The 25,230-nt window shown below is 39.9% G+C and carries 25 protein-coding genes; 22 read left to right on the forward strand and 3 right to left on the reverse strand.

Translation table 11 applies throughout. The annotated features are described in order from the left end of the window. Positions 1-16: 16 nt before the first annotated feature. The 19 genes from lpxD to EHW67_RS17265 all read left to right on the forward strand — a co-directional run bounded on the left by lpxD (position 17) and on the right by EHW67_RS17265 (position 19,386). Positions 17-1,033, forward strand: a complete 1,017-nt coding sequence (lpxD, locus tag EHW67_RS17175) for a UDP-3-O-(3-hydroxymyristoyl)glucosamine N-acyltransferase (RefSeq protein WP_126163620.1) — start codon at positions 17-19, stop codon at positions 1,031-1,033. Next, positions 1,030-2,436 carry a bifunctional UDP-3-O-[3-hydroxymyristoyl] N-acetylglucosamine deacetylase/3-hydroxyacyl-ACP dehydratase gene (locus EHW67_RS17180; RefSeq protein ID WP_394343595.1) on the forward strand — a complete coding sequence of 469 codons (1,407 nt, stop codon included), beginning with the start codon at positions 1,030-1,032 and terminating at the stop codon, positions 2,434-2,436. The genes lpxD and EHW67_RS17180 overlap by 4 nt, the downstream gene beginning before the upstream one ends. A 3-nt stretch (positions 2,437-2,439) precedes the next feature. Next, positions 2,440-3,225, forward strand: coding sequence for an acyl-ACP--UDP-N-acetylglucosamine O-acyltransferase (lpxA, locus tag EHW67_RS17185; protein WP_126163622.1), 786 nt, complete (start codon positions 2,440-2,442; stop codon positions 3,223-3,225). Between the two features lie 5 nt (positions 3,226-3,230). Beyond that, on the forward strand, positions 3,231-3,797 hold the full coding sequence (gene efp, locus EHW67_RS17190) for an elongation factor P (RefSeq protein ID WP_126163623.1): 567 nt from the start codon (positions 3,231-3,233) through the stop codon (positions 3,795-3,797). A gap of 50 nt (positions 3,798-3,847) precedes the next feature. After that, positions 3,848-4,780 carry a UDP-3-O-(3-hydroxymyristoyl)glucosamine N-acyltransferase gene (locus EHW67_RS17195; protein ID WP_126163624.1) on the forward strand — a complete coding sequence of 311 codons (933 nt, stop codon included), beginning with the start codon at positions 3,848-3,850 and terminating at the stop codon, positions 4,778-4,780. Between the two features lie 73 nt (positions 4,781-4,853). Then, positions 4,854-5,726 carry a succinate--CoA ligase subunit alpha gene (gene sucD / locus EHW67_RS17200; RefSeq protein ID WP_126163625.1) on the forward strand — a complete coding sequence of 291 codons (873 nt, stop codon included), beginning with the start codon at positions 4,854-4,856 and terminating at the stop codon, positions 5,724-5,726. 185 nt (positions 5,727-5,911) lie between these two features. Further along, a complete protein-coding gene (gene fabG, locus EHW67_RS17205; RefSeq protein ID WP_126163626.1) occupies positions 5,912-6,661 on the forward strand; it encodes a 3-oxoacyl-[acyl-carrier-protein] reductase in 750 nt (249 codons plus the stop codon). 143 nt (positions 6,662-6,804) lie between these two features. Then, positions 6,805-8,838, forward strand: a complete 2,034-nt coding sequence (locus EHW67_RS17210) for a vWA domain-containing protein (protein ID WP_126163627.1) — start codon at positions 6,805-6,807, stop codon at positions 8,836-8,838. Positions 8,839-8,857: 19 nt separating this feature from the next. Next, entirely contained in the window at positions 8,858-9,673 is an 816-nt protein-coding gene (locus EHW67_RS17215; protein ID WP_126163628.1) for a prohibitin family protein, read from the forward strand. A gap of 240 nt (positions 9,674-9,913) precedes the next feature. Then, the gene (hisG, locus tag EHW67_RS17220; protein ID WP_126163629.1) at positions 9,914-10,771 is read left to right on the forward strand and encodes an ATP phosphoribosyltransferase; all 858 of its coding nucleotides are present in this window, start codon (positions 9,914-9,916) and stop codon (positions 10,769-10,771) included. Positions 10,772-10,782: 11 nt separating this feature from the next. Next, on the forward strand, positions 10,783-11,214 hold the full coding sequence (locus tag EHW67_RS17225; RefSeq protein WP_126163630.1) for a GNAT family N-acetyltransferase: 432 nt from the start codon (positions 10,783-10,785) through the stop codon (positions 11,212-11,214). Between the two features lie 2 nt (positions 11,215-11,216). Then, positions 11,217-12,500, forward strand: coding sequence for a histidinol dehydrogenase (hisD, locus tag EHW67_RS17230; protein ID WP_126163631.1), 1,284 nt, complete (start codon positions 11,217-11,219; stop codon positions 12,498-12,500). A gap of 131 nt (positions 12,501-12,631) precedes the next feature. Then, positions 12,632-13,690 carry a histidinol-phosphate transaminase gene (gene hisC / locus EHW67_RS17235; protein WP_126163632.1) on the forward strand — a complete coding sequence of 353 codons (1,059 nt, stop codon included), beginning with the start codon at positions 12,632-12,634 and terminating at the stop codon, positions 13,688-13,690. 1 nt (position 13,691) lies between these two features. Next, on the forward strand, positions 13,692-14,873 hold the full coding sequence (gene hisB / locus EHW67_RS17240; protein ID WP_238389978.1) for a bifunctional histidinol-phosphatase/imidazoleglycerol-phosphate dehydratase HisB: 1,182 nt from the start codon (positions 13,692-13,694) through the stop codon (positions 14,871-14,873). A gap of 24 nt (positions 14,874-14,897) precedes the next feature. After that, a complete protein-coding gene (gene hisH, locus EHW67_RS17245; RefSeq protein ID WP_126163634.1) occupies positions 14,898-15,482 on the forward strand; it encodes an imidazole glycerol phosphate synthase subunit HisH in 585 nt (194 codons plus the stop codon). A 124-nt stretch (positions 15,483-15,606) separates the two neighbouring features. Next, positions 15,607-16,338, forward strand: coding sequence for a 1-(5-phosphoribosyl)-5-[(5-phosphoribosylamino)methylideneamino]imidazole-4-carboxamide isomerase (gene hisA / locus EHW67_RS17250; protein ID WP_126163635.1), 732 nt, complete (start codon positions 15,607-15,609; stop codon positions 16,336-16,338). Positions 16,339-16,382: 44 nt separating this feature from the next. Beyond that, positions 16,383-17,138 carry an imidazole glycerol phosphate synthase subunit HisF gene (gene hisF, locus EHW67_RS17255; protein ID WP_126163636.1) on the forward strand — a complete coding sequence of 252 codons (756 nt, stop codon included), beginning with the start codon at positions 16,383-16,385 and terminating at the stop codon, positions 17,136-17,138. 81 nt (positions 17,139-17,219) lie between these two features. Next, complete coding sequence (gene hisIE, locus EHW67_RS17260) at positions 17,220-17,840, forward strand: bifunctional phosphoribosyl-AMP cyclohydrolase/phosphoribosyl-ATP diphosphatase HisIE (protein ID WP_126163637.1); 621 nt, start codon at positions 17,220-17,222, stop codon at positions 17,838-17,840. Positions 17,841-17,976: 136 nt separating this feature from the next. After that, on the forward strand, positions 17,977-19,386 hold the full coding sequence (locus EHW67_RS17265; protein ID WP_126163638.1) for a Gfo/Idh/MocA family protein: 1,410 nt from the start codon (positions 17,977-17,979) through the stop codon (positions 19,384-19,386). An 82-nt stretch (positions 19,387-19,468) separates the two neighbouring features. Here EHW67_RS17265 and EHW67_RS17270 read toward each other — a convergent pair whose 3' ends face one another. Together EHW67_RS17270 and EHW67_RS17275 are read right to left on the reverse strand one after the other, a co-directional pair. Further along, positions 19,469-19,861, reverse strand: a complete 393-nt coding sequence (locus EHW67_RS17270) for a hypothetical protein (protein WP_126163639.1) — start codon at positions 19,859-19,861, stop codon at positions 19,469-19,471. Positions 19,862-19,993: 132 nt separating this feature from the next. After that, positions 19,994-20,809 carry a DUF1853 family protein gene (locus EHW67_RS17275; RefSeq protein WP_126163640.1) on the reverse strand — a complete coding sequence of 272 codons (816 nt, stop codon included), beginning with the start codon at positions 20,807-20,809 and terminating at the stop codon, positions 19,994-19,996. A 77-nt stretch (positions 20,810-20,886) separates the two neighbouring features. Between EHW67_RS17275 and EHW67_RS17280 the strand changes: the two genes are divergently transcribed. Beyond that, on the forward strand, positions 20,887-22,029 hold the full coding sequence (locus EHW67_RS17280) for a vWA domain-containing protein (protein ID WP_126163641.1): 1,143 nt from the start codon (positions 20,887-20,889) through the stop codon (positions 22,027-22,029). Positions 22,030-22,047: 18 nt separating this feature from the next. Beyond that, a complete protein-coding gene (locus tag EHW67_RS17285) occupies positions 22,048-23,517 on the forward strand; it encodes a magnesium chelatase (protein WP_126163642.1) in 1,470 nt (489 codons plus the stop codon). Positions 23,518-23,525: 8 nt separating this feature from the next. Here the strand turns inward: EHW67_RS17285 and EHW67_RS17290 are convergent, their stop codons facing one another. After that, the gene (locus tag EHW67_RS17290) at positions 23,526-24,008 is read right to left on the reverse strand and encodes a hypothetical protein (RefSeq protein WP_126163643.1); all 483 of its coding nucleotides are present in this window, start codon (positions 24,006-24,008) and stop codon (positions 23,526-23,528) included. A 341-nt stretch (positions 24,009-24,349) separates the two neighbouring features. On the opposite strand from EHW67_RS17290, the gene EHW67_RS17295 reads away from it, so the two are divergent. Continuing rightward, complete coding sequence (locus EHW67_RS17295; protein ID WP_126163644.1) at positions 24,350-25,135, forward strand: tRNA pseudouridine synthase A; 786 nt, start codon at positions 24,350-24,352, stop codon at positions 25,133-25,135. Positions 25,136-25,230: the final 95 nt, after the last annotated feature.

Below are 25,230 nucleotides of genomic sequence, written 5' to 3' on the forward strand. Positions count from 1 at the left end.
TCTTACTTTTGTCCCCATGATATTTACTGCAAGTCAAATCGCGGGTATTTTAGAAGGAGATGTCGAGGGCAATCCGGAAATTGCCGTTCATAAATTGGCGAAGATCGAAGAGGGGGAAAAAGGAGCGTTAACTTTCTTGGCAAATCCGAAGTATACTTCCTTTATATATACAACCAAAGCATCCGTAACCATAGTTAATAGGGATTTTGTTCCGGACAGAGAATTGGAAACCACCCTTATTAAGGTGGATGATGCCTATAAATCATTTTCAAAGTTATTGGAGTATTACAACCAGGTAAAGAATAACAAAGTGGGGATTGAGGAGCCGGTTTATAAATCCGATTCCGCTACCTACGGCAATGATTTTTATCTAGGGGCTTTTTCTTATTTGGGAAACAATGTCAGTATTGGTGACAATGTTAAGATATATCCAAATGTGTACATTGGAGACAATGTTACCATAGCCAATAATGTAATAATCTTTGCTGGAGCAAAAATATATTCGGAAACCAAGATTGGGAATAATTGCGTGGTTCATGGTGGGGTTATTTTAGGGGCAGATGGATTTGGGTTTGCGCCAAATGATAAGGGTGAATATGTAAAGGTGCCGCAGACCGGAAATGTTATCTTGGAGGATAATGTGGACATTGGTGCTGGTACCACCATAGACAGAGCCACTCTTGGTTCCACTATTCTTAGGAAAGGGGTTAAATTGGATAATCAAATTCAAATTGCCCATAATGTAGAAATTGGGGAACATACCGTAATTGCGGCCCAAACTGGTATTGCAGGATCTACTAAAATTGGTAAGCATTGTATGATTGGCGGTCAGGTGGGAATAGTAGGGCACATTGTCATAGGGGATCGCGTTAGGATACAGGCCCAGTCCGGTATTGGTAGGAATGTTAAGGACGATGAAGTGCTTCAGGGCTCACCAGCCTTGAATTACGGGGATTACAACAAGTCCTACGTGCATTTTAAGAACTTACCGAAAATAATTAATAGATTAGAACATATTGAAAAAAAGGATTGACGGTGATTAAAACAGCTACAAAACAACGGACAATTGCAAAGGAAGTGACACTAACAGGTGTTGGTTTGCATACAGGGGAAAATGTAACATTGAAGTTTGTTCCTGCCCCGGAGAATTTTGGTTACGCCTTTAAGCGCGTAGACTTGGAGGGAGAACCCGTCATTGAAGCAGATGCCAATTACGTGGTAAATACCCAAAGGGGAACCAATCTTGAAAAGCGTGGAGTAAAAATACAGACCTCAGAGCATGTGCTTGCTGCCCTTGTAGGATTGGAAATAGATAACGCACTAATAGAGTTGGACGCCCCAGAACCTCCTATTATGGATGGTTCGTCAAAGTTCTTTGTTGAGGCGTTGGAGAAAGCGGGTATTGTAGAGCAAGAAGCCCCCAGGGAAGAGTTTGTTGTAAAGGATGTTATCTCCTACAAGGATGAGGAAACCGGAAGTGAAATTACTATTATCCCGGCTGATACTTATCAGGTGACCACTATGGTAGATTTTGGTACCAAGGTTTTGGGGACACAAAATGCGAATCTTGAGAATTTAAGCGATTTTAAGACCGAGATAGCCGATGCAAGAACTTTTAGCTTTTTGCACGAGTTGGAAATGTTGTTGGAAAACGGTCTGATAAAGGGAGGTGATTTAAACAATGCTATTGTTTATGTAGATAAGGAGATCTCCGATTCTACCATGAAAAAACTGGAAAAGGCCTTTAATAAGAAAAAATTATCCGTGAAGCCCAACGGTATATTGGATAACCTAAGCTTGCATCAGCCCAATGAAGCGGCACGGCACAAGTTGTTGGATGTTATAGGAGATCTGGCATTGGCAGGTACCCGGATCAGGGGAAAGGTTATTGCCAATAAACCTGGTCATTTTGTGAATACCCAGTTCGCCAAAAAATTGTCCAAGATCATAAAAATGGAAAAAAGGAACCATGTTCCTCAGTACGATCTTAACAAACCGCCATTGATGGATATCCATCAAATTATGGATATGTTGCCGCATAGGCCACCTTTTTTGTTGATAGATAGGATCTTGGAATTGTCAGATGAGCATGTGGTAGGGATGAAGAATGTAACCATGAACGAGCCTTTCTTTGTAGGGCATTTTCCAGGGGCACCGGTAATGCCCGGTGTACTGCAAGTAGAGGCCATGGCGCAAACAGGAGGAATATTGGTGTTGAGTACCGTTCCCGACCCCGAGAACTACCTGACACTTTTTATGAAAATAGACAATGTAAAGTTTAAGCAGAAGGTATTGCCAGGCGATACGTTGATTTTCCACTGTAGCTTAATAACCCCTATTAGAAGGGGGATATGTCATATGCAAGCCTACGCTTACGCCAATGGCAAGTTGGTATGCGAGGCCGAAATGATGGCACAAATAGTTAAAAAGAAATAAAGGATGAATCAACCACTGGCTTATATTCACCCAGGAGCTAAAATTTCCAAAAATGTCGTAGTAGAACCTTTTACCACTATTCATAATAATGTAATTATTGGAGATGGTACTTGGATAGGTTCCAATGTTACCATTATGGAAGGTGCAAGGATAGGGAAAAACTGTAATATTTTTCCAGGGGCCGTTATATCAGCGCCTCCCCAAGACCTAAAATACGACGGAGAGGACACTACTGTTGTAATTGGTGACAATACTACTATTAGGGAATGCGCAACCATACATAAGGGGACTTCCGATAGGATGAAAACCGTTATTGGCGACAATTGCCTTATAATGGCATATTGTCATGTGGCCCATGATTGTATTGTAGGGAACAATTGTATTTTTTCCAATAATTCAACCTTGGCAGGACATGTTACCATTGGGGATAATGTTATCTTGGCCGGTTTGGTTGCAGTGCATCAATTTGTGTCCATTGGACGGCATGCCTTTGTAACCGGAGGGTCCTTGGTACGGAAAGACGTACCCCCATTTGTTAAGGCGGCTAGGGAGCCTCTATCTTATGTAGGGATCAACTCCGTTGGCTTAAGAAGAAGAGATTTTGAATCCGATAAAATTAGGGAGATTCAGAATATATACAGAATTCTTTATCAAAAGAACTACAACAATACCCAGGCCGTGCAGATCATTGAGGCAGAAATGGAAGCTACTCCGGAAAGGGATGAGATTTTACAATTTATAAGAGATTCCCAGAGGGGGATTATGAAAGGATATTTTAGTACAAATTAATACATATGGCATCAACATCAGATATTAGAAAAGGATTGTGCATCAGGTACAACAACGACATTTATAAAATAATCGAATTTCTTCATGTTAAACCAGGGAAGGGACCAGCTTTTATTCGTACCAAACTAAAAAGTGTAAGTACGGGCAAGGTTTTGGACAATACCTTTTCCGGAGGGGCAAAGATTGAGGATGTAAGGGTGGAAACACGTTCCTATCAATTCCTTTATGCCGAAGGGGAAACCTATCATTTTATGAATACGGATGATTATAATCAGATTGCTCTTCAAGAGAGTTCCTTGGATGCACCTCAATTATTGAAGGAAGGCCAAGTGGTAACCATTCTTTTTAACACAGAGGATAGTATGCCCTTATCCGTTGATATGCCGGCGAGTGTTATTTTGGAGGTAACCTATACCGAACCAGGTGTTAAAGGTAATACGGCAACAAATGCCACTAAACCTGCTACGGTGGAAACTGGGGCAAGTGTTAATGTTCCTCTATTTATCAATGAAGGGGATAAGATAAAAATTGATACGGAAAAAGGCTCTTATATGGAGCGTGTTAAGGAATAGTGCCTTTTTTGGGCGGACTGCCGTACATAGGTAACTAGAATTGGAAAATTATGAAATTCCCTACTCCTTATACTTTAAAACAAATTGCCACCATAATCGGTACCGAATATGTGGGGAGCGATGATTTCCCGGTCATGGGCATGAATGAAATTCATGTTGTGGAAAAGGGGGATATAGTCTTTGTGGATCATCCCAAATATTATAGCAAGGCATTGAACTGTAAGGCTACTATTGTTTTGATCAATAAAAAGGTGGAATGTCCCGAAGGCAAGGCCTTGTTGATTTCTGACGATCCTTTTAGGGATTTTAATAAGCTGACGCTTTTCTTTAAACCTTTTATAAAGGCTCAAAATTCTATTTCATCCCTGGCGAAGATTGGTAAGGATACTGTTATTCAGCCCAATTGTTTTCTTGGGAACAATGTGGTTATAGGAGATAACTGTACCATTCATTCCAATGTATCTATATATGACAATTGTGTAATTGGTAACAATGTCACCATTCACGCAGGTTCGGTCTTGGGGTCGGATGCCTTTTATTATAAAAAAAGACCGGAAGGATATGATAAACTGTTATCTGGAGGTCGTGTTGTTATTGAGGATGATGTTGATATAGGAGCCCTATGCACATTGGACAAGGGAGTAACAGGCGACACCTTGGTAAAAAAAGGCAGTAAACTGGATAATCAGGTACATGTAGGCCATGATACGGTGATTGGTGAGAGGTGTCTTATTGCTTCGCAAACAGGTATTGCTGGTTGTGTGGTGATTGAGGATGAGGTTACCTTGTGGGGCCAGGTAGGGGTCACCAGTGCGGCCACTATAGGGAAAAAAGCGGTAGTCATGGCGCAAACAGGGGTATCAAAATCCTTGGAAGGGGGTAAAAATTATTTCGGAAGCCCTGTTGAGGAGGCCAGGGAAAAATTACGACAAATAGCCTATGTAAAGCAAATCCCTTCCATTATAAAAAGATTAGATAAATAAATAAGCAAAAGAATAGTTTAGAATTCATTTTCAAAACTTTATTTTTGCGACAATCAAATAAACCAAATATATAATGAGCGTTTTAGTAAATAAGGATTCCAAAATTATTGTTCAAGGGTTTACAGGTAGTGAAGGTACTTTTCATGCCGAACAAATGATTGAATATGGCACCAATGTAGTGGGTGGTGTTACTCCAGGAAAAGGTGGACAGGAACATTTGGGAAGGCCCGTATTTAATACGGTTGAAGAAGCGGTGCAAAAAGTGGGGGCCGATACCACCATCATTTTTGTTCCACCTGCATTTGCTGCCGATGCCATAATGGAAGCTGCTAGCGCTGGAATTAAAGTTATAATTACCATTACTGAGGGGATTCCCGTTGCGGACATGGTAAAGGCATACGACTATATTAAACATATGGACTGCCGTTTGGTAGGGCCTAACTGTCCTGGGGTCATAACTCCAGAAGAGGCAAAAGTTGGTATTATGCCAGGTTTTGTATTCAAAAAAGGTAATGTAGGGATTGTGTCAAAATCAGGGACCCTTACCTATGAAGCTGCTGACCAAGTTGTTCGTCAAGGTCTGGGCATCACTACAGCCATTGGAATTGGAGGGGATCCAATAATAGGAACAACCACCAAGGAGGCGGTAGAATTATTGATCAATGACCCGGAGACTGATTGTGTGGTAATGATAGGTGAAATTGGGGGGCAATTAGAGGCCGATGCTGCTAAATGGTACCAAGACAGTGGAAGTAAAAAACCTATAGTTGGTTTTATTGCTGGTGAGACCGCTCCTGCAGGTAGAACAATGGGTCATGCCGGTGCTATCGTTGGTGGTAGTGATGATACTGCTCAAGCTAAAAAGAGAATTATGAGTGAATGTGGTATTCACGTGGTAGATTCTCCGGCCGAAATCGGTTTAAAAGTTAAGCAGGTATTGGGGTAAGCCCATTTTAAAGACATTACATTCCGTTTATGCTGTACCCCTAATGTCGGGATTGTTCAGTGTAAACGGGATTTTTTTTATGCCTAAAAGTTTAGGGTATAAAATTTTTTCCCGCATTTGAGGTAAAAATTTTAAAACGGATAAAACATAACTTATATTTGATCAACAACTAAGATATAATACAAATGAAGCTACTAGAAGGAAAAACTGCAATAATAACAGGAGCAAGTAGGGGAATAGGAACGGGTATAGCCCAAGTATTTGCCAAAGAAGGGGCAAATGTAGCCTTTACCTATAGTTCCAGTGAGGCGCCTGCCTTGGCCTTGGAAAAGGAATTGACCGCCTTGGGAATTAAAGCTAAGGCATATAAGAGTAATGCCGCCAGTTTTGAAGATTCGGAAAAATTGGTTGCCCAAGTATTGGAAGATTTTGGTGGCACTATCGATATTCTGATCAATAATGCAGGAATTACCAAGGATAATCTTCTTATGAGAATGGGAGAGGACGATTTTGATTCGGTTATCGAGATAAATCTAAAATCTGTTTTCAATATGACCAAAGCGGTGCAACGCACTATGCTTAAGCAAAGAAAAGGGTCTATTGTTAATATGAGTAGCGTAGTAGGAGTTAAAGGTAATGCAGGTCAGGCCAATTATGCCGCTTCAAAGGCCGGTATGATCGGATTTACCAAATCCATTGCTTTGGAACTGGGATCTAGAAATATTAGGTGCAATGCAATTGCACCAGGGTTTATAGAAACGGAAATGACCGATAAATTGGACGAAAAGGTAGTACAGGGTTGGAGAGATGGTATTCCTTTAAAAAGAGGTGGGCGTCCTGAGGATGTGGCCAATGCATGTTTGTTTTTGGCTTCCGATCTATCGGGGTATATCACAGGACAGGTTCTAAATGTTGATGGGGGAATGCTTACCTAGTCATTTAGTTGATAGATACCATAGGGCGTAGGCGATTGATAATGAAGTATTTTCGGTGTAAAAATAACTTTTTTTGCAGTCGATCAAAATAAAGAGCCATTATCTAGGCTTACACTGTGACCAATTAACAGGAATACGATAATATGCAAATACAGACAGTACTTTTTATATTGCTGGCGGCAATAGTTGCACTGGGCTTGGTACTGTTTCAATATTATTACAAAAATAAAAGGAAAGGACAGCTGTATATTGTTCTTTCCTTTTTGCGCTTTATGGCAATTTTTGCCACCCTCTTACTTATTGTCAACCCTAAATTTGTTAAGAATCAATACCAGGTGGAGAAGGCAAATTTGGTTTTGTTAACGGATAATTCCTCTTCTATAAAAGCTGCTGATAGTGCTAAAGTCCTGTCCCTGCTTGGGCGAATTACTTCTGGAGAAACTGAGGTTAATGACAGATTTAATATTGCTCAATACAGTTTTGGGGAGGGCTTAAATACCGCGGATAGTCTAACCTTTAACGAGGAAGGAACAAATATCTCAAAGGCCTTGGCAAGCCTAAATGAAATATACAAGGGCTCTAATACTGCAGTAGTGCTGTTTACGGATGGTAACCAGACGGTGGGTGAGGATTATGAATTTTATGGTGAAAGACAAAAGTTTCCTGTTTTTCCGGTAGTATTGGGAGATACTACCAGCCATGAAGATCTTTATATAAGTCAGCTAAACCTAAATAGATATGCTTTTTTAAAAAATAAGTTTCCCTTGGAAATGTTTATTTCTTATGATGGGAAGCAAGAGGTTGATACCCAAGTTAAGGTATATGTTGATGATAAACTGGTTTTTAGTGAAGGGGTATCCTTATCCTTGGTTTCCAATACCAAAGTTATTACAGCCCAGCTAGATGCCAGTACCGTTGGCGTAAAAAACATTAAGGTCCGTGTAGCGCCTTTGACCAATGAAAAAAATGTGGAGAACAATGAAAAGATAGTGTCACTGGAGGTGTTGGATGAAAAAACCAATGTGGCCATTATTTCCAATATTGTCCATCCGGATATTGGAACCTTAAAGAAGTCTATTGAGAGTAATGAGCAGCGGTTGGTGAATATTTATAAATCCAATGTGGAAGCTTCCAAATTGGAATCGGTAGACCTTTTTATCCTGTACCAGCCCGATGCAAGCTTTGATAGGGTTTATAAGCAGATCCAATTGCGGGAGGCCAGCTCTTTTATGGTATTGGGAAAGTCTACTGATCTCAATTTTATAAACGCAGCCCAGAATTACTTTATAATAGAAACGGGCTATCCTATACAAGAGGTGTTTGCTGCTCCCAACAAGGCTTTTACAAAATTTGATATTTCAGAATACAGTTTTGAGGGTTTTCCGCCTTTGGAGAGCGATACAGGCCCCGTGGTAGTATTGGGGTTAAATGAGACCTTGTTGAATATGCGTGTCAAAGGTGTGGAAATGGAATCGCCTATGTTGGCCATCGCTGAAGAAGGAACGGTGAAACACGCCGTTTTAATAGGGGAGAATATATGGAAGTGGCGATTGCAAAGCTATAGAAACGACCAATCTTTTGTGAATTTTGATGGCTTTTTGGGAAAACTTATTCTCTATTTATCTACCTCAAAGGCCAAGAACAGGTTTATTTTGGATTATAAACCTATTTATAACAATAGTAATGAGGCTAGGATAAGGGCCAACTACTTTGACGAGGCCTTTATCTTTGATGCCAACGCGTTAATTAATCTAAGGGTACATGAAAAAAATACCAAAGAAAGTATGGAGTTTCCTATGTTACTTCGGGAAGGGTATTATGAGGGCGACTTAAAGAATCTTTCGGCTGGGGAATATACTTTTACCGCTACTGTAAAGGAGGAAAACCTAAGTAAATCAGGAAGTTTTACAATTCTGGATTTTGATGCGGAAAAACAATATACCTCCAGTAACCATGGTAAATTGAAGAGTTTGGCTAGCCTTAGCAAGGGTGAATTGTATTTTCCAGATGAATTGGATTCCCTATTGGGGCAGCTTAAAACGGATTCTAGGTACGTGCCAACCCAAAAAAGCAAACAAATTATCGTACCTTTAATTAATTTTAAATTTCTTTTGTTGGTGATCATTGGAGCCTTGGGGCTGGAATGGTTTCTAAGAAAATATAATGGATTAACTTAATAAATAATAAATATAATAAATGGACAAATTACCAAAGATTGCATTGCCAGTGATATTCGCTGTTATTTTAGTTATCATTTTAATTTCAAAATCGGCCATTACCATAGGGTCAGGGGAAGCCGGCGTGTTATACAAAACCTTTGGCGGTGGTGTGGTAACCGATGAGGCGCCATTGGGGGAAGGTTTTCATTTGGTTGCCCCTTGGAACAAGGTGTTTATCTATGAGGTAAGACAGCAGGAAAAATCTGAAAAGATGCAGGTATTATCATCCAATGGTTTGGAAATTAAATTGGATGCCTCTGCATGGTTTGAGCCTAAAAGAGAGTCTTTAGGAAAACTGCATCAGGAAAAAGGCCAAGATTATGTAGGTAGGGTTTTGTTGCCTGCAATTAGATCTGTTGCAAGGAGTGTTGTGGGAAGGTATACGCCAGAACAATTGTACTCTAGTAAAAGGGATGCCATTCAACAGGAGATTTTTGAGGAAACCAAAAAAATTGTTGAGAAGCAATACATTCAGTTGAATGAGATACTAGTAAGGGATGTTACGCTTCCTCCGGCCATTAAAGAGGCTATTGAGCGAAAACTAAAACAAGAGCAGGAGTCGTTGGAGTACGAGTTTAGATTGGTTACTGCGCAAAAAGAAGCAGAAAAAGTAAGGATAGAAGCTCAGGGTAAAGCTGATGCAAATATGATCCTTAGTGCTTCTTTGACCGATAAGATTCTTCAGGATAAAGGCATAGATGCTACTATTCAATTGTCAGAGTCCCCTAATGCAAAAGTAATCGTAATTGGTAGTGGTGAATCTGGAATGCCCATTATTTTAGGCAATCAATAATAATTTAACAATTTTGAAATAAATTGTTCTGTATAAATTTTTCAAGGTTGAAAAATAGTTTTAATTTTGCCATAGCATGAGAAGAAACAAGACACATCATCATCATTTCATAACTTGCAGTCAAGCGAGCTAGAAATGTATTGTTGTATCTAAACTATATTCTAACCCGTTTGAGCAATCAAACGGGTTTTGTATTTAACAACCTGTTAGATTTGTTCAGGCCAAAAGCAAAAAAATAAAATGAAAAAAATTAGAATTGCTATCCAAAAAAGTGGTCGTCTTAATGTAGATTCACTGCAAATACTAAAAGATTGTGGTATTTCCATTGACAATGGAAAAGATCAGCTTAAAGCATCTTCAAGGAATTTTCCATTAGAGGTCTTTTACCTTAGGAACGGCGATATCCCACAATACTTAAGGGATGGGGTGGTAGATATTGCTATTATTGGTGAAAATGTATTGATAGAGAAGGGGAATGATATTTCCATTGCAGAGAAACTGGGTTTTTCCAAATGCAAGGTGTCCTTGGCTGTTCCCAAATCGGTTAAATACAATTCGGTCCAGGATTTTGAGGGGAAAAGAATTGCAACTTCCTACCCAAATACAGTTAAAAATTATTTGGACGGAAAGGGAGTTAAAGCAGACCTTCATATTATTAATGGTTCGGTAGAAATTGCCCCAAATATAGGGCTTGCCGACGCCATTTGCGATATTGTATCCAGCGGTAGTACACTGTTTAAAAACAACTTAAAGGAGGTAGAGGTGATGCTTCACAGTGAGGCCGTTTTAGCGGTTTCGCCCCAGATATCTCCAGAACGTACTAGTTTGTTGGAAGAACTAAAGTTCAGGATACAGTCGGTCTTAAAAGCCAGACAGTCCAAATATGTACTCTTAAACGCACCAAACGACAAGCTGGATGAGATTATAAAATTATTACCGGGTATGAGGAGTCCAACCGTACTGCCCTTGGCGGAAGAAGGATGGAGTTCTGTTCATACCGTAATCAATAAAGACAAGTTTTGGGAGGTGATCCAAGAACTTAAAAAAGCTGGGGCAGAAGGTATTTTGGTCTGTCCTATAGAGAAAATGGTGCTGTAGAGATCATGGAAATGAATACTGATTTTCGGTTTGAATTTATTCCTAAAGAGAATATGGATATAATTCTACCTTTGGTGAACATCTTGAACAATTATGAGGTTCCTATGGAAACCCTTGTAAGTAGGCTGAAGCAAATGTTGCTTATGGGCTATAAATGTTTGGGGGTTTATGATGGGGAGAAATTGATTGGTATCTGTGGGGTGTGGGTACTCAACAAACTATATGTAGGTAAACACATGGAATTGGACAATGTCTTTGTTTTGCCCCAATATAGAAGTCAGGGAGTTGGACGCTTAATGTTGGACAGGATACTGGAACACGCTGTGGATATAGGATGTGAGAGCTCTGAGATCAACTGCTATATAAAAAATGAAAAAGGCGTTCAATTTTGGGAGGATCAGGGCTATAAAGCCATTGGTTACCATATGCAAAAAGTATTATAGGGATGAACAAAATATATAATCCAAAAAAAACCGACTGGAAAAAGGTGCTACAGCGACCTACCCAAACCGTGGCGGATATTGAAGGGACCGTAAATTCCGTTTTCTTGGAAATAAAGGATGGGGGGGATAAGAAGGTGAGGGAGTATACCCATAAATTTGACGGTGTAGACGTGGAAGACCTTCTTGTTGGAACTGCAGAATTGGAGGAGGCGAGGACCTTGGTATCCAATGACCTAAAATTGGCTATAGAACAGGCCAAGGACAATATTGAAAAATTCCATGAAGCCCAACGAACCAATAAGGTTTCCGTAGAAACAGCCGATGGTGTCCAATGTTGGCAAGAAAAGAGGCCTATTCAAAAAGTGGGCTTATATATTCCCGGTGGTACGGCACCTTTATTTTCTACCATTTTAATGTTGGCCGTACCGGCTAATATTGCTGGTTGTAAGGAAATAGTACTTTGTTCCCCGCCCAATAAAGAAGGGAAAATACACCCGGCAATCCTGTACACGGCAAGCCTGTGTGGAGTTACTAAAATATTTAAGGTAGGCGGTATACAAGCCATAGCCAGTTTAACTTTTGGGACAGAAACCATTCCTGCGGTATATAAGATATTTGGCCCAGGAAATCAGTTTGTTACGGTGGCTAAACAGATTGCAACAAAGCATGGCGTGGCCATTGATATGCCTGCTGGTCCCAGTGAATTGTTGGTGATGGCCGATGATTCGGCCAAGGCATCCTTTGTGGCTTCAGACCTTTTGAGTCAGGCTGAACACGGAGCCGATAGCCAAGTTATTTTGGTGTCTACCTCCAAAGATCTAATAGATGCCGTAGAGGCAGAAGTGGAGCAACAGATTAAACTGTTGCCCAGAAAGGGGATTGCAGAAAAAGCCATAGCAAACAGTAAGTTGATCTATGTTGAAGATGGGCAAACGGCCGTTGATATTATAAACGAATACGGACCTGAGCACTATATTCTTTGTGTGGAAAACGAAGAATTTTATTTAGATCAGGCTTATAATGCAGGTTCTGTTTTTATTGGGAATTTTACCCCGGAAAGTGCAGGGGATTACGCTTCTGGAACCAATCATACCTTACCTACCAATGGATATGCCAAACAGTATAGCGGTGTTAACTTGGATAGCTTTATGAAGAGCATGACATTTCAGAAAATATCGGAAAAAGGAATTCAAAATATAGGAAATACCATTGAGCTTATGGCTGAGGCTGAAGGACTACAGGCACATAAAAATGCCGTCACCCTAAGGTTAGACAGTTTAAAATAGACTGCATGCTGGCAAAAGGCAAAGTAAAAAGAGGATGTCTGTCCGCAAACAATATTCTTTGGTATAACTAGGAAAAGGATGGGACTTTCATTTAGGGGAGAAATACCTAATTGTGGAAACTAAACAGTAATATGAAAACCAAAATATTCAATATTAACGAAATAGTCAGGGAAAATGTTAAGGGGTTAAGTCCTTATTCATCGGCTAGGGATGAATACATCTCTGATGGTTCCAAGATGGTGTTTTTGGATGCCAATGAAAACCCATATGAGACAGGGGTGAATAGATATCCAGATCCACTTCAAAGACGCTTAAAGGAGGCCTTGGCGGAAAAAAAAGGGGTGCCCGCCCAACAGATTCTTCTGGGCAACGGCAGTGATGAGGTACTAGACCTTATTTTTAGAGCCTTCTGTGAGCCCAAGGAAGATAATGTTATAAGCTTACCTCCAACCTATGGGATGTACAAGGTACTGGCCGGAATCAACAATGTAGAAAATAGGGAAGTATTGTTGACCAAAGAATTTGAGCCCAATGTCCATGGTATTTTGGAGGCAGTGGATGACAGGAGCAAATTGTTGTTCCTCTGTTCGCCCAACAATCCTACTGGTAATAGTTTCTCCCGTGGTTTTATAAAGAAATTATTGGAGGATTTTAATGGATTGGTGGTTATAGACGAAGCTTATATCGACTTTTCCAATGAGCCAAGTTGGATCAATGAGTTAAAAAATTATCCAAACCTAATAATAACACAAACCCTGTCCAAGGCCTATGGTATGGCAGGGATAAGGTTGGGCCTTTGTTTTGCCTCGGAAGAGGTTATTGGGATTTTGAATAAAATAAAACCACCCTATAATGTTAATGAGTTAACCCAGCAAAGAGCTTTGGAAAGGGTTTTGGACCAGGAGGCCGTAGACATGGAAGTGAAGAATATCCTTGAACAACGAGAAATGTTGTATAAGGCATTGCATCAAATGGATTTTGTAGAGAAAATTTATCCCTCAGATGCCAATTTTATATTGGCAAAAGTGGATGATGCTACAAAAAGATACAATCAATTACTTAGTGAGGGTATCGTTATAAGGAACAGGACCACCCAGCCCCTTTGTGAAAACAGTTTACGTTTTACCGTAGGGACCCAAGAAGAAAACGAGAAATTAATAAAGGCATTGCAAAAAATTATAAACGCATAAGATGATGAGTCAGGATACAAATTCAAATCCCACCGCCGGAAACCGCAAAGGTAAAAAGGTGCTGTTCATAGATAGGGACGGCACTATAATCAAGGAAACCGTTGATGAGCAAATAGATTCTTTTGAAAAAATGGTCTTCTATCCCAAAGCATTTACTTTCTTGGGGAAGATTGCCAAGGAATTGGACTATGAGTTGGTGATGATTACCAATCAGGACGGTCTTGGAACCGATGTTTTTCCAGAGGACACCTTTTGGCCGGTACATAATTTTATTTTAAAATCCTTTGAAAATGAAGGGGTGGTTTTTGATAAAGTTTTTCTGGATCGCACCTTTCCCCATGAAAATGCCGATACCCGAAAGCCGGGCACAGGGTTATTGACCGAGTATTTTTCAGAGGATTATGATTTGACCAATTCCTTTGTTATTGGTGATCGCTTAACAGATATTGAACTGGCCAAGAATTTGGGTTCAAAAGGTATTTTTATCAACGATAAAACTAATTTGGGAACCGGCGAAATTACAGTAAAAAGGGAGGAATTGGACAGCTATATCGCCCTGGAAAGCAATGATTGGGAAAAAATATATGAGTTTTTAAAACTAAGGGACAGGGTTTCGGAAATTAGCCGTAAGACCCATGAAACCGATATTTATATAAAACTGAATTTGGACGGAACCGGAAAGAGTAATATCAATACCGGATTGGATTTCTTTGATCATATGCTGGATCAATTGGCCCGCCATGGACAAATGGACCTTGATATAAAAGTGAAAGGGGATTTGGAAGTAGATGAGCACCATACTATTGAGGATACCGCTATAGCCTTGGGAGAGGTATTTTATAAGGCCTTGGGGAACAAATTGGGGATAGAACGATATGGGTTCTGCTTGCCTATGGACGACTGCTTGGCGCAAGTAGCCATTGATTTTGGAGGTCGTAATTGGTTGGTTTGGGAAACGGAATTTAAACGCGAGATGATTGGGAAAATGCCAACGGAAATGTTCTATCATTTCTTTAAGTCCTTTACCGATGGGGCTAAAGCCAATTTAAATATAAAAGCAGAGGGTGTTAATGAACACCATAAAATAGAAGCCATATTCAAGGCCTTTGCCAAGGCAATTAAAATGGCCGTTAAACGCGATGTGGAAAAAATGGTACTGCCTAGTACAAAAGGAGTATTGTAATAATAGTGTGCAAGGATAATTGAAATGAAAATAGTAATTATAGATTACGGGGCAGGAAACATACAAAGCATTAAATTTGCCTTTCAACGCTTGGGCTATGAAGCTGTATTAAGTAGCGATGCCAACGAGATCAGAGAGGCTGATAAGGTTATTTTCCCAGGAGTAGGTGAGGCCAGTAGTGCCATGAAAAAGTTAAGGGAGAGTAAATTGGATTTGATTATTCCTGAGCTAAGACAGCCGGTTTTGGGAATTTGTTTGGGGATGCAGTTAATGTGTCATTCTTCTGAGGAAGGAAATACCCAAGGATTGGGAATTTTTGATGTGGATGTGCTTAAGTTTTCCAATGATGTAAAGGTCCCTCAAATAGGATGGAACCAAATAAACCACTTAAAATCGGACCTATTTAAGGGGATAAGAGAGAATGAACATATATATCTGGTGCATAGTTTTTATGCTCCCATATGTAAGGAAACAATAGCTCAAGCCGAATATGGAATAGTATATAGTGCGGCATTGCAAAAGGATAATTTTTACGGGACACAATTTCATCCGGAAAAGAGCAGTGACGCCGGGGAACAGATATTGAGAAATTTTTTAGAAGGTATTTAGTAGGCTGAGGTGTCTTATAGAACGGCGGATAGAGCTTAATAAAATTGATGGTTTTTTTGATCTTGGATAAGAAATAAAGATTTAGATTTTTAGTTGAACAAATAGAGTGTAATATATTGACAGTATGAGGATTATACCCGCAATAGATATTATTGAAGGAAAATGCGTTAGGCTTTCCAAAGGAGATTATGATACCAAGAAGATTTATAACGAGAACCCTTTGGAGGTAGCCAAGGAGTTTGAAGCCCACGGTATAGAATTTCTGCATTTGGTGGATCTGGACGGGGCAAAATCCAAACATATTGTAAACCATAAGGTGCTTGAAAAAATAGCTTCCCACACCAACTTGAAAATAGATTTTGGTGGTGGTTTAAAGACCGACGAAGATCTAAGGATAGCTTTTGAAAGTGGCGCCCAGCAAATTACGGGAGGTAGTATAGCTGTTAAGGATAGGGCAACCTTTGTTTCCTGGATCAATAAATATGGACCTGAAAAAATTATCTTGGGGGCAGATGCCAAGGATGAGAAGGTGGCTGTTTCCGGATGGATGGAAGAATCCAGGGAGGAATTGGTTCCCTTTATCCAATCCTATCAGGAAGAAGGTATCAGGGCGGTTATCTGTACCGATATAAGTAAGGATGGGATGTTGCAAGGTCCGTCTTTTACATTGTATACTAAGATCCTGGAGGCCTGTGGACCTCACATATCGTTAATTGCCAGTGGAGGGATCTCTACCTTTGAAGAGCTGCCTAAGTTGGCCCAATTGGGGTGTGAAGGAACTATAATTGGCAAGGCTATCTATGAGAATAGAATAAGTTTAAAACAGTTGGAAAAGTTTATTCTAGATTGTAAATAGGTTTCAATAAAGAATTGCTCCAAAAACTAAAAATAGAACAGCAAATGTTAACAAAAAGGATTATACCCTGTTTGGATATTAAAAATGGAAGAACTGTAAAGGGGGTAAATTTTGTGGATTTACGGGATGCAGGTGATCCCGTTGAATTGGCTGCGATTTATGCCCAAAGCGGCGCGGATGAACTGGTTTTTCTGGATATTTCGGCTACGGAGGAACGCAGAAGAACATTGGCAGACCTAGTGCTCAGGGTTGCCGAAAAAGTAAATATACCCTTTACCGTAGGCGGTGGCATTTCTTCAGTGGAAGATGTGGATATATTGTTGCATAATGGGGCGGATAAAGTATCAATAAATTCATCTGCGGTTAAAAATCCACAATTGATCAATGAATTGGTAGCAAAATTCGGTTCCCAATGTATTGTTGTGGCCATTGATGCCAAACAGATAGATGGTGAATGGTTGGTACACCTGGTAGGAGGTAAGGTCCCAACAGAACTTAACCTTTTTGAATGGGCGAAAGAAGTGGAAGAACGTGGGGCCGGAGAAATTTTATTTACTTCTATGAACCATGACGGAACCAAGGATGGTTTTGCCAATGAAGCCTTGGCCAAATTATCAACTCAACTAAATATACCCATTATAGCCTCTGGCGGGGCGGGGAAAATGCATCATTTTACCGATACTTTTGTTGAGGGGAAGGCAGACGCAGCCTTAGCTGCAAGTGTATTTCACTTTAAGGAAATAGAAATCAAGGATTTAAAGGAAGAATTAAAACGAAATAATATCGCGGTTAGACTGTAGTGTGACCGGGAATTTTGGGACTGTACTGCGTGTTCCCATTCCAGGCAGATGACCAGTTACATACATTTTGAAAAAATGATTATGAATATAGATTTTAACAAGAACCAAGACGGGTTGATTCCGGCCATTATACAGGATTCAATCACCAAAACTGTACTTATGCTTGGCTATATGGATCAAGAAGCCTACAGCAAAACAATGGATACCAAAAAGGTGACCTTCTACAGCCGTACCAAAAAAAGGTTATGGACCAAGGGAGAGGAAAGTGGTAACTTTTTAAACCTGGTAGATATTAAGCTGGATTGCGATAATGATACCTTGCTGGTCTTGGTAAATCCTGTGGGACCAACCTGCCATAAGGGTACCGATACCTGCTGGGGGGAAGAAAATAAGACCGACTTCGGGTTTTTGTCAGAATTGGAAAAGATTATTCAGAATAGAAAAGAACAGGCAGAGGGAATAATTCCAATTCCCGAAGGCGTTAAACCAAGTTACGTGTCTTCCCTATTTAAGAGTGGTATTAACAAGGTGGCACAGAAAGTAGGTGAGGAGGCCGTAGAGGTGGTTATAGAAGCCAAGGACGACAACGATGATCTGTTTAAGAATGAGAGCGCCGACCTTTTATTTCACTATCTTATCCTTTTGCAGGCAAAAGGGTATACACTACAAGATATTGTAGCGGTACTTCAGGCCCGCCATTAGTTGTAGGCTTGCTTATCTTGTGGTATTGAAAATTGTGATATTTCCAGATTGGTTTTTTTTGGTTAAAAAAATTAACTTATCTTCAAAAATTTAAAGAAATATTGAATAACATTCATCACAAATAAGCACTTAGACTATGAAATCAAATAGGAGAGATTTTATCAGAAAGACTTCCATTGCCGGAATGGGTATGGCAATGGCCCCGGCCTGGTCCCAAAACCTAGCGGAAAAAAGTTTAAATAATACACCTGCCGCTAGTCCCGGTTCTATTTATATGGGAGGTTTTGCTGCTCCTAAGTTGGATACTGTAAAGTGTGCTTTTATAGGTGTGGGGGCTCGGGGATCTGGGCATGCACATCAAATAGCATCCATTGAGGGCACCGAAGTCGTTGCCATATGTGATCTATATGAGGATTTGGCGGAGAAATCGGCCAATAAATGCAAGGAAAACGGCGGTGGTACCCGCCATCAGGATATTAAGCTTTATACCAAGGGGGAAAATCATTGGAAGAAGATGCTAAAGAAAGAAAAGCCCGATGCGGTTTTTGTTTGTACCCCATGGAAATTACACGCGCCAATGGCTATTGAAGCCATGAAAAGAGGTGCCCATGTTTTTGTAGAAGTGCCATTGGCCCTTACAATAGAAGAGATGTGGGAAATTATAGACACCTCCGAAAAGACCCAGAAGCATTGTATGATGATGGAGAATGTTAATTACGGTAGGGAAGAGCTACTGTATTTAAATATGTGCCGTCAGGGTGTAATAGGGGAGTTGCTTCACGGTGAGGCTGCCTATATTCATGAGTTAAGAGGCCAAATGCACCAAGTAGATAGGGGTACAGGCTCGTGGAGAACTTATCACTATGCCAAGCGCGATGGTAATTTGTACCCTACCCACGGACTTGGACCTGTTGCGCAATATATGAACCTGGCCAGGGGAGAGGATAATTTTAAGTTTATAAACTCCTTCTCTTCACCTGGGAAAGGGAGGAATCTCTATGCAGCCAAGAATTTTCCTGCCGACCATAAATGGAACAAATTGGATTTTAAGGGAGACATAAATACTTCCATTGTAAAAACCGCTTTGGGGAGGACTATTATGGTACAGTGGGACGAAACCAGCCCACGACCCTATACTAGGCATAACTTAATTCAAGGCACCAAGGGAACATTGACCGGCTTCCCTACCCGAATTGCTTTGGAAGGAGGAGTGGAAGGCGGACCGGACAATCACCATGAATGGGCAGAAGGGGAGCAATTGCAAAAAGTCTTTGAAAAATACGAACACCCGCTATATCTCCGACTTGGTGAATTGGCTAAGAAAATGGGTGGTCATGGGGGAATGGACTTCATTATGAGATACCGTATTATAGAGTGTCTAAGGAAAGGAGAGCCCCTAGATCAAAATGTTTATGAAGGTTGTTACTGGAGTGCCATGGGGACCTTGAGTGAGGTTTCTGTAGCGCAAAATGGAGCACCGCAGGAATTTCCGGATTTTACCAGGGGCAATTGGAAAACTACCCAGCCTTTGGGAATTGTTTCATAAAACCACAAAATTAAATAACTAAAAAGTCCTTGTTTTATAGCTTTAAAACAAGGACTTTTTATTTTAGGTTATCGATCCGATTTTATTCAGGGCTCGTTTCCAAGCCAGCAATTTCCGTACCACTATCCAACAAGGTTATTAATTCTTGGGTACTGTTTAAAACCTTTTTACTGTAATACCGACCTCTGTCCCAATCAACCGGATCTGATGCCTTAACAGCATCCGCTATAATATCTTGTACCTGTTCTGTAAGGGACTCGCATTTAGATCCCTCCAACAGGACTAGAATCTTATCATAAGAATCCAAGGCCTTACCGGCATAATACTTTTGATGGTCGTAATTATTGGCATTTAAAGCCTTCTTTGAGTGGTTTAAAGCATAGGAGGCGGTAGAATATATCTGGTCACATCCATCTTGGGCCATGGCCATTGAAAAAATAAATAGAGAAAAGCATAACAGGTAAATTCTTTGCATAAGATTGGGGGTTTTATGGATTAATGTTAATGGAACGGAACAATATGCCTAATATTGTTGATGCAGAAAATCCTATTAGTTTTGCACAGTGCCGGTTGACTGTAATGCAGGTAGTTATTTTTCATATTCAATTTACCACCAAACCAAAAACAATTTTCCAATTTCCGCCTTGTTGTCTCTGACCCACAGCATGGTTGAAATATTGTTGGACCATTTATTGGTCATCTCCTGAAGTACCTGGTTAAAATTAAGCCAAGGTACTTGGTCATGCGGCGTCAAAAGCCATTCCTGTTTAGACGGAATATAGTAATGTGAGGAAGCAAAGGGCATTGAATCAAATTCTTTGTAGGACAGGTACTTTCCGGCAATGCACTGTGTATTAAAAGGGGCCAACGCTACATTATGGTCGCTAAAAGGTATAAATATTTGTGATTTAAAGCATACTCGATGGCTTATTTCGTTGAGGGCAATACCGTGTGCTTTTAAGGCTTCAATTGCTTCAGGGGTTTTTAATAATGGAATTTGACGATTTTTAATTTTTTCTTTTTTTAAATAGAAAGAGTCCCTTTGATTGGGACCGATCAAGTTGTATTCCAACGCGGATTTTTCTTTGCGCAATAAATAAAACTTATAGGTTAGTTCAATGTGTATATAGCTTTGATTTTCAATGTCTTGAATTATAAAATCGATTTCTCCCAGGCTAATTTTGTTCCTCCTTACCGGTATGTTGTGCCCTATTAATCTGAACTGTTCGGAATGTTGGATGAGTTGAAGGAAAATATGTTCTATTTTATGGCCAAGCCTTAAATGGGGAGGGATTCTTTTTACGTTGAGACTGGTAAAATCTATATCTGGAAATACAAATTGCGATAAACTATCATATTGCCCGGACCACAACGGTGGGGTTTCAACAAACGATTTAAAGTATGAAAGGTTTTCTTGGTTCATACGATACTAATATAGGTAAACCGTTAAGTTTTCCATAAAAAGAAAACGGTCTAGTTCAAATTAATTATTTTTATAGTATGACGGAGAACAAAAGAAAAGGGTTTAGATTTACTCATTATGAAGCCCCCGAACAGAGTCCGTTCGAAAAGCTTTTTGATATATTCAGGGAATTGGTCACACATACTTCAGGTGATGTGGACGAGGCTCTGGATTGGCTGAGGGAACTGGATAAGGAATATGAACTTACCGATGAGAATTACACTATAGACGATTTCATTGAAGATTTAAAGGCGAAAGGATTTTTACGCGAGGAGTTTAAGAAAGGTAATGGTGAAGGGTCAGGAGATGGGAAAGGCAATTTGTCCATTACGGCAAAAATGGAACGTATCATAAGACAGGCTGCTTTGAACCAGATTTTTGGAAAGTTAAAACGCAGCGGCTCCGGCAATCATAAAACTGGTTTATCCGGTAGGGGTGATGAGCATACAGGGGAGTACCGCGAATTTAGATTTGGCGATAGCCTAGAGCGTATTTCTATGACCGAAAGCTTAAAAAATGCCCAAGTAAATCACGGTATAGGGGAGTTTCATTTGTCAGAGGAGGATCTGGTTGTGGAGGATACCCAATACAAGGCTCAAATGAGTACGGTCCTTATGATCGATATTAGCCATAGTATGATCCTATATGGCGAAGATAGGATTACTCCTGCCAAAAAAGTGGCCATGGCCCTGGCCGAGCTTATTACTACCCGATATCCTAAGGATACCCTGGAAATTTTGGTATTTGGCAACGATGCATGGCCAATACCTATCAAGGACCTTCCATATTTGCAGGTGGGACCTTATCATACCAATACCGTAGCCGGACTACAGTTGGCCATGGATATGTTGCGCAGGAAGCGCAATACCAATAAACAAATTTTTATGATTACCGATGGGAAGCCCAGTTGTTTGCGATTGGCGGATGGTAGCTACTATAAAAATAGTGTGGGCTTGGACGACTATATTGTGGAGAAGTGCTACGATATGGCGAGACAGGCCAGAAAATTACACATTCCCATAACTACCTTTATGATTGCACAGGACCCCTATTTAACACAATTTGTTAGGCACTTTACCGAGGCCAATAAAGGCAAGGCCTTTTTTACGGGACTCAAGGGGCTTGGAGAAATGATATTTGAGGATTATGAGCAAAACAGAAGAAAAAGACTAAAAGGATAAGATAATACATACCTACGCATGGAATTGAACATTAAAAACATTACAAATCTAGGAGAACTTAAACAGAGTGGATATAAAACGAAAAGTATAAAAGATGAGTTGAGGGATAACTTAATAGCCCGGATAAAATTGGGAGAGACCACTTTTACTGGGGTATGGGGGTATGACAACTCGGTGATACCGGAATTGGAAAGAGCTATATTATCTAGGCATAATATTAATCTTTTGGGGCTAAGGGGGCAGGCAAAAACCCGATTGGCCAGGCTTATGGTTCATCTGTTGGACGAATATATTCCTGTGGTTGAGGGTTCCGAAGTAAATGATGATCCCTTTAACCCTATATCCAGATATGCCCAGGATTTAATAAAGGAAAAAGGGGACGAAACCCCTGTAACATGGTTGCATAGAAGCGACAGATTTTATGAAAAGCTAGCTACCCCAGATGTTACTGTTGCCGATTTAATAGGGGATGTAGATCCCATTAAGGCTGCCAACCTACGTTTGTCCTACGCAGATGATAGGGTTATCCATTTTGGAATGATCCCACGTGCCAACCGCTGTATTTTTGTGATCAACGAATTGCCCGACCTCCAAGCAAGGATACAGGTATCCCTATTTAATATTCTTCAGGAGGGAGATATCCAAATTCGTGGCTTTAAATTGCGTTTGCCCTTGGATCTACAATTTGTATTTACGGCCAACCCCGAGGATTACACCAATAGGGGAAGTATAGTGACTCCTCTTAAGGATCGTATTGGCTCACAGATTCTTACCCATTACCCGGAAGATATAGAAACGGCACGTAAGATCACGGAACAAGAGTCTAAGTTGGACGATAGGCAGACCAATAAGGTGTATGTTCCAGATTTGGCGAAAGATCTATTGGAACAGATTAGTAGGGAGGCTAGAAAGAGTGAATATGTGGATGCCAAAAGTGGTATAAGCGCTAGAATGAGCATTACCTCTTTTGAAAATCTTATGAGTACCGCTGAGCGAAGGGTTTTAAAGAACGGACAAGAATCAACCATGGTGAGATTAAGTGATTTTATGGGCGTAATCCCATCCATCATTGGTAAAATTGAGTTGGTATATGAAGGGGAGCAGGAAGGAGCTGGAAGTGTTGCCGAAATCTTGATAGAAGATGCCGTAAAGTCACTTTTTTCAAATTATTTTCCAAAAATTGATAAGCTGGAGCGTAAGGATGCCGAAGGGCCTTATGACGAACTGGTAAGCTGGTTTTTTGATGGAGAAGGCTTCGATCTTTTGGATGAGGCTTCTGACTTTGAATATAAGAAAAAACTAGATAGTATTATTCCCTTGCAACAGTTGGTACTTAAATATCAGCCAGAGTATGAAAAGGAAGACAGTTATTTCTTAAAAGAATTATTGTTATGGGGCTTGGTGGCCCATAAAAAACTTAGCAAACAGCGCTATACCATAGGGTATCAAATTAAGGATGTTTACGGAAGTTTTATAAGGGGGTTGTGATAAAAAACCTATTCCCAAGCGTCAAGATGGTTGTTTAGGTAATCAAAGTCATATTTTCCAACCCTTATTTTTCTAATGGCAAATGACCAAATGCTAAGACATACCAAAATAGTCTGTAATGTCACAATTAAAATGCCCATGGGCATAAAGGTGTTGGGGATAACATGGTCTTGAAATTCGTTATGGGTACTTAATATGGTATAGGTGGAAAAAATTTCATATCCGTAGACGAGGACTATTCCGTACATGATGTATTCAATATTTTTCATGATTGAATCAGGGTATTCTCTTTCCGTTATCTTAAACCACAGTACATACAAATACAGAAAATGTGTTAAGGTCAGTAATGGAAAAATATAATTCTCCGCTTTATTAAAGAAAAAAGTATTCCCGTACATACCATAAAAACTTAAGACGATCAAGGCTAAAAGCACAACAATGGTAAGTAATACATTGGTTTTTGGTAATAGTAGGTTAGAAGGGCTTGACATAGTAAATACTTAATAAATAAAACATTCTACTACATAGATACTAGTAAAATCCTGATCGTGAAATAAAATTTCGTTGAATAGACAAAAAAATAAGATAGAAAAAAGGGCTTGGGAAGAACGGTATTAAACTCTCGTCAAAAAACACCCCCCGGGTCTGGGTCAGTGCCATTATTAAAAGAGGGCAAGTGAGCGTTCAAAGGTCTTAAGAATTGATTATTTTTAAGAGATGTTTGCACTTTTTAAAAGGTTTGGGGTATTATTGTCGTAAACAATTAATGGAGGACAAGACAACTTTGGTGTTCTACTCTTAAAGAAGTGTCTAAGCCCAATAAAAACAACCCATGCAAGCAGTTCGATTTTACTACCTTATCCGTGTTCAATTTTTGGGCTTTAGATTTAGCGGATGGCAGAAACAGCCCAACCTAAAGACGGTAGAGGGGATGTTGGATAAGACCTTAAAGTACATATTGCCCGACTCGAAATTTAAAATTTTGGGTGCTGGACGTACAGATGCCAAAGTTTCTGCCCTGAATGCTGCTTTTGAATTGTTTTTGGATAAGGAGCCCATAGCGGAGTTGGATACTTTTTTAGAAAATTTTAATAAAAACCTCCCTCCAGATATTAGGGCTATTGGCATAAACGAAGTTGATGAAAACTTTAATGTAATTCAACAGAGCAAGTTGAAAGAGTATGTATATTTATTCTCCTTCGGGCAAAAAAATCACCCATTTTGCGCCCCTTTTTTGGCCAATATCATTGAGGATCTGGATTTGGAATTAATGAAAGACTGTGCCAAATTATTTGAGGGTAGCCATAATTTTACTGCCTATACGGCGCGTCTACAACCTGGCACCAAAGTAATTAGAAAAATAGACAGCTGTGAGATAATTGAAAATGATATCTTGGAAGCCAATTTTTTTCCCGATAAAAGCTACGCCCTGCGCATTTGTGGAGCAGGATTTATGAGATATCAAATTAGGATGATTATGGGAGCCTTGATCCAAGTGGGTAAAGGGGAACTTAATAGGGAAGAAATTAAGGCCTCTTTGAGCAATAACCATTCCTGCGAATTAACCTTTGTAGCACCCGGATCTGGCCTATTGTTGAATGATCTACAGTTTGAATAGTTATTGGGACACAAGATGTAAAAATCTCGAAAATAATCCCTTGAATTTTGAGAGGTAGACAGCATGTATATTGTAAATTAGTGTTATTACATGTA

Source organism: Arenibacter aquaticus (assembly GCF_003957295.1).
GTDB classification, from domain to species: Bacteria; Bacteroidota; Bacteroidia; order Flavobacteriales; family Flavobacteriaceae; genus Arenibacter; species Arenibacter aquaticus.

Excerpts from the sequence above, each read along its gene's own strand:
- lpxD (WP_126163620.1), top strand. The coding sequence starts at position 17 with ATGATATTTACTGCAAGTCAAATCGCGGGTATTTTAGAAGGAGATGTC.
- lpxA (WP_126163622.1), top strand. The coding sequence starts at position 2,440 with ATGAATCAACCACTGGCTTATATTCACCCAGGAGCTAAAATTTCCAAA.
- efp (WP_126163623.1), top strand. The coding sequence starts at position 3,231 with ATGGCATCAACATCAGATATTAGAAAAGGATTGTGCATCAGGTACAAC.
- EHW67_RS17195 (WP_126163624.1), top strand. The coding sequence starts at position 3,848 with ATGAAATTCCCTACTCCTTATACTTTAAAACAAATTGCCACCATAATC.
- sucD (WP_126163625.1), top strand. The coding sequence starts at position 4,854 with ATGAGCGTTTTAGTAAATAAGGATTCCAAAATTATTGTTCAAGGGTTT.
- fabG (WP_126163626.1), top strand. The coding sequence starts at position 5,912 with ATGAAGCTACTAGAAGGAAAAACTGCAATAATAACAGGAGCAAGTAGG.
- EHW67_RS17210 (WP_126163627.1), top strand. The coding sequence starts at position 6,805 with ATGCAAATACAGACAGTACTTTTTATATTGCTGGCGGCAATAGTTGCA.
- EHW67_RS17215 (WP_126163628.1), top strand. The coding sequence starts at position 8,858 with ATGGACAAATTACCAAAGATTGCATTGCCAGTGATATTCGCTGTTATT.
- hisG (WP_126163629.1), top strand. The coding sequence starts at position 9,914 with ATGAAAAAAATTAGAATTGCTATCCAAAAAAGTGGTCGTCTTAATGTA.
- EHW67_RS17225 (WP_126163630.1), top strand. The coding sequence starts at position 10,783 with ATGAATACTGATTTTCGGTTTGAATTTATTCCTAAAGAGAATATGGAT.
- hisD (WP_126163631.1), top strand. The coding sequence starts at position 11,217 with ATGAACAAAATATATAATCCAAAAAAAACCGACTGGAAAAAGGTGCTA.
- hisC (WP_126163632.1), top strand. The coding sequence starts at position 12,632 with ATGAAAACCAAAATATTCAATATTAACGAAATAGTCAGGGAAAATGTT.
- hisB (WP_238389978.1), top strand. The coding sequence starts at position 13,692 with ATGATGAGTCAGGATACAAATTCAAATCCCACCGCCGGAAACCGCAAA.
- hisH (WP_126163634.1), top strand. The coding sequence starts at position 14,898 with ATGAAAATAGTAATTATAGATTACGGGGCAGGAAACATACAAAGCATT.
- hisA (WP_126163635.1), top strand. The coding sequence starts at position 15,607 with ATGAGGATTATACCCGCAATAGATATTATTGAAGGAAAATGCGTTAGG.
- hisF (WP_126163636.1), top strand. The coding sequence starts at position 16,383 with ATGTTAACAAAAAGGATTATACCCTGTTTGGATATTAAAAATGGAAGA.
- hisIE (WP_126163637.1), top strand. The coding sequence starts at position 17,220 with ATGAATATAGATTTTAACAAGAACCAAGACGGGTTGATTCCGGCCATT.
- EHW67_RS17265 (WP_126163638.1), top strand. The coding sequence starts at position 17,977 with ATGAAATCAAATAGGAGAGATTTTATCAGAAAGACTTCCATTGCCGGA.
- EHW67_RS17270 (WP_126163639.1), bottom strand. The coding sequence starts at position 19,861 with ATGCAAAGAATTTACCTGTTATGCTTTTCTCTATTTATTTTTTCAATG.
- EHW67_RS17275 (WP_126163640.1), bottom strand. The coding sequence starts at position 20,809 with ATGAACCAAGAAAACCTTTCATACTTTAAATCGTTTGTTGAAACCCCA.
- EHW67_RS17280 (WP_126163641.1), top strand. The coding sequence starts at position 20,887 with ATGACGGAGAACAAAAGAAAAGGGTTTAGATTTACTCATTATGAAGCC.
- EHW67_RS17285 (WP_126163642.1), top strand. The coding sequence starts at position 22,048 with ATGGAATTGAACATTAAAAACATTACAAATCTAGGAGAACTTAAACAG.
- EHW67_RS17290 (WP_126163643.1), bottom strand. The coding sequence starts at position 24,008 with ATGTCAAGCCCTTCTAACCTACTATTACCAAAAACCAATGTATTACTT.
- EHW67_RS17295 (WP_126163644.1), top strand. The coding sequence starts at position 24,350 with ATGCAAGCAGTTCGATTTTACTACCTTATCCGTGTTCAATTTTTGGGC.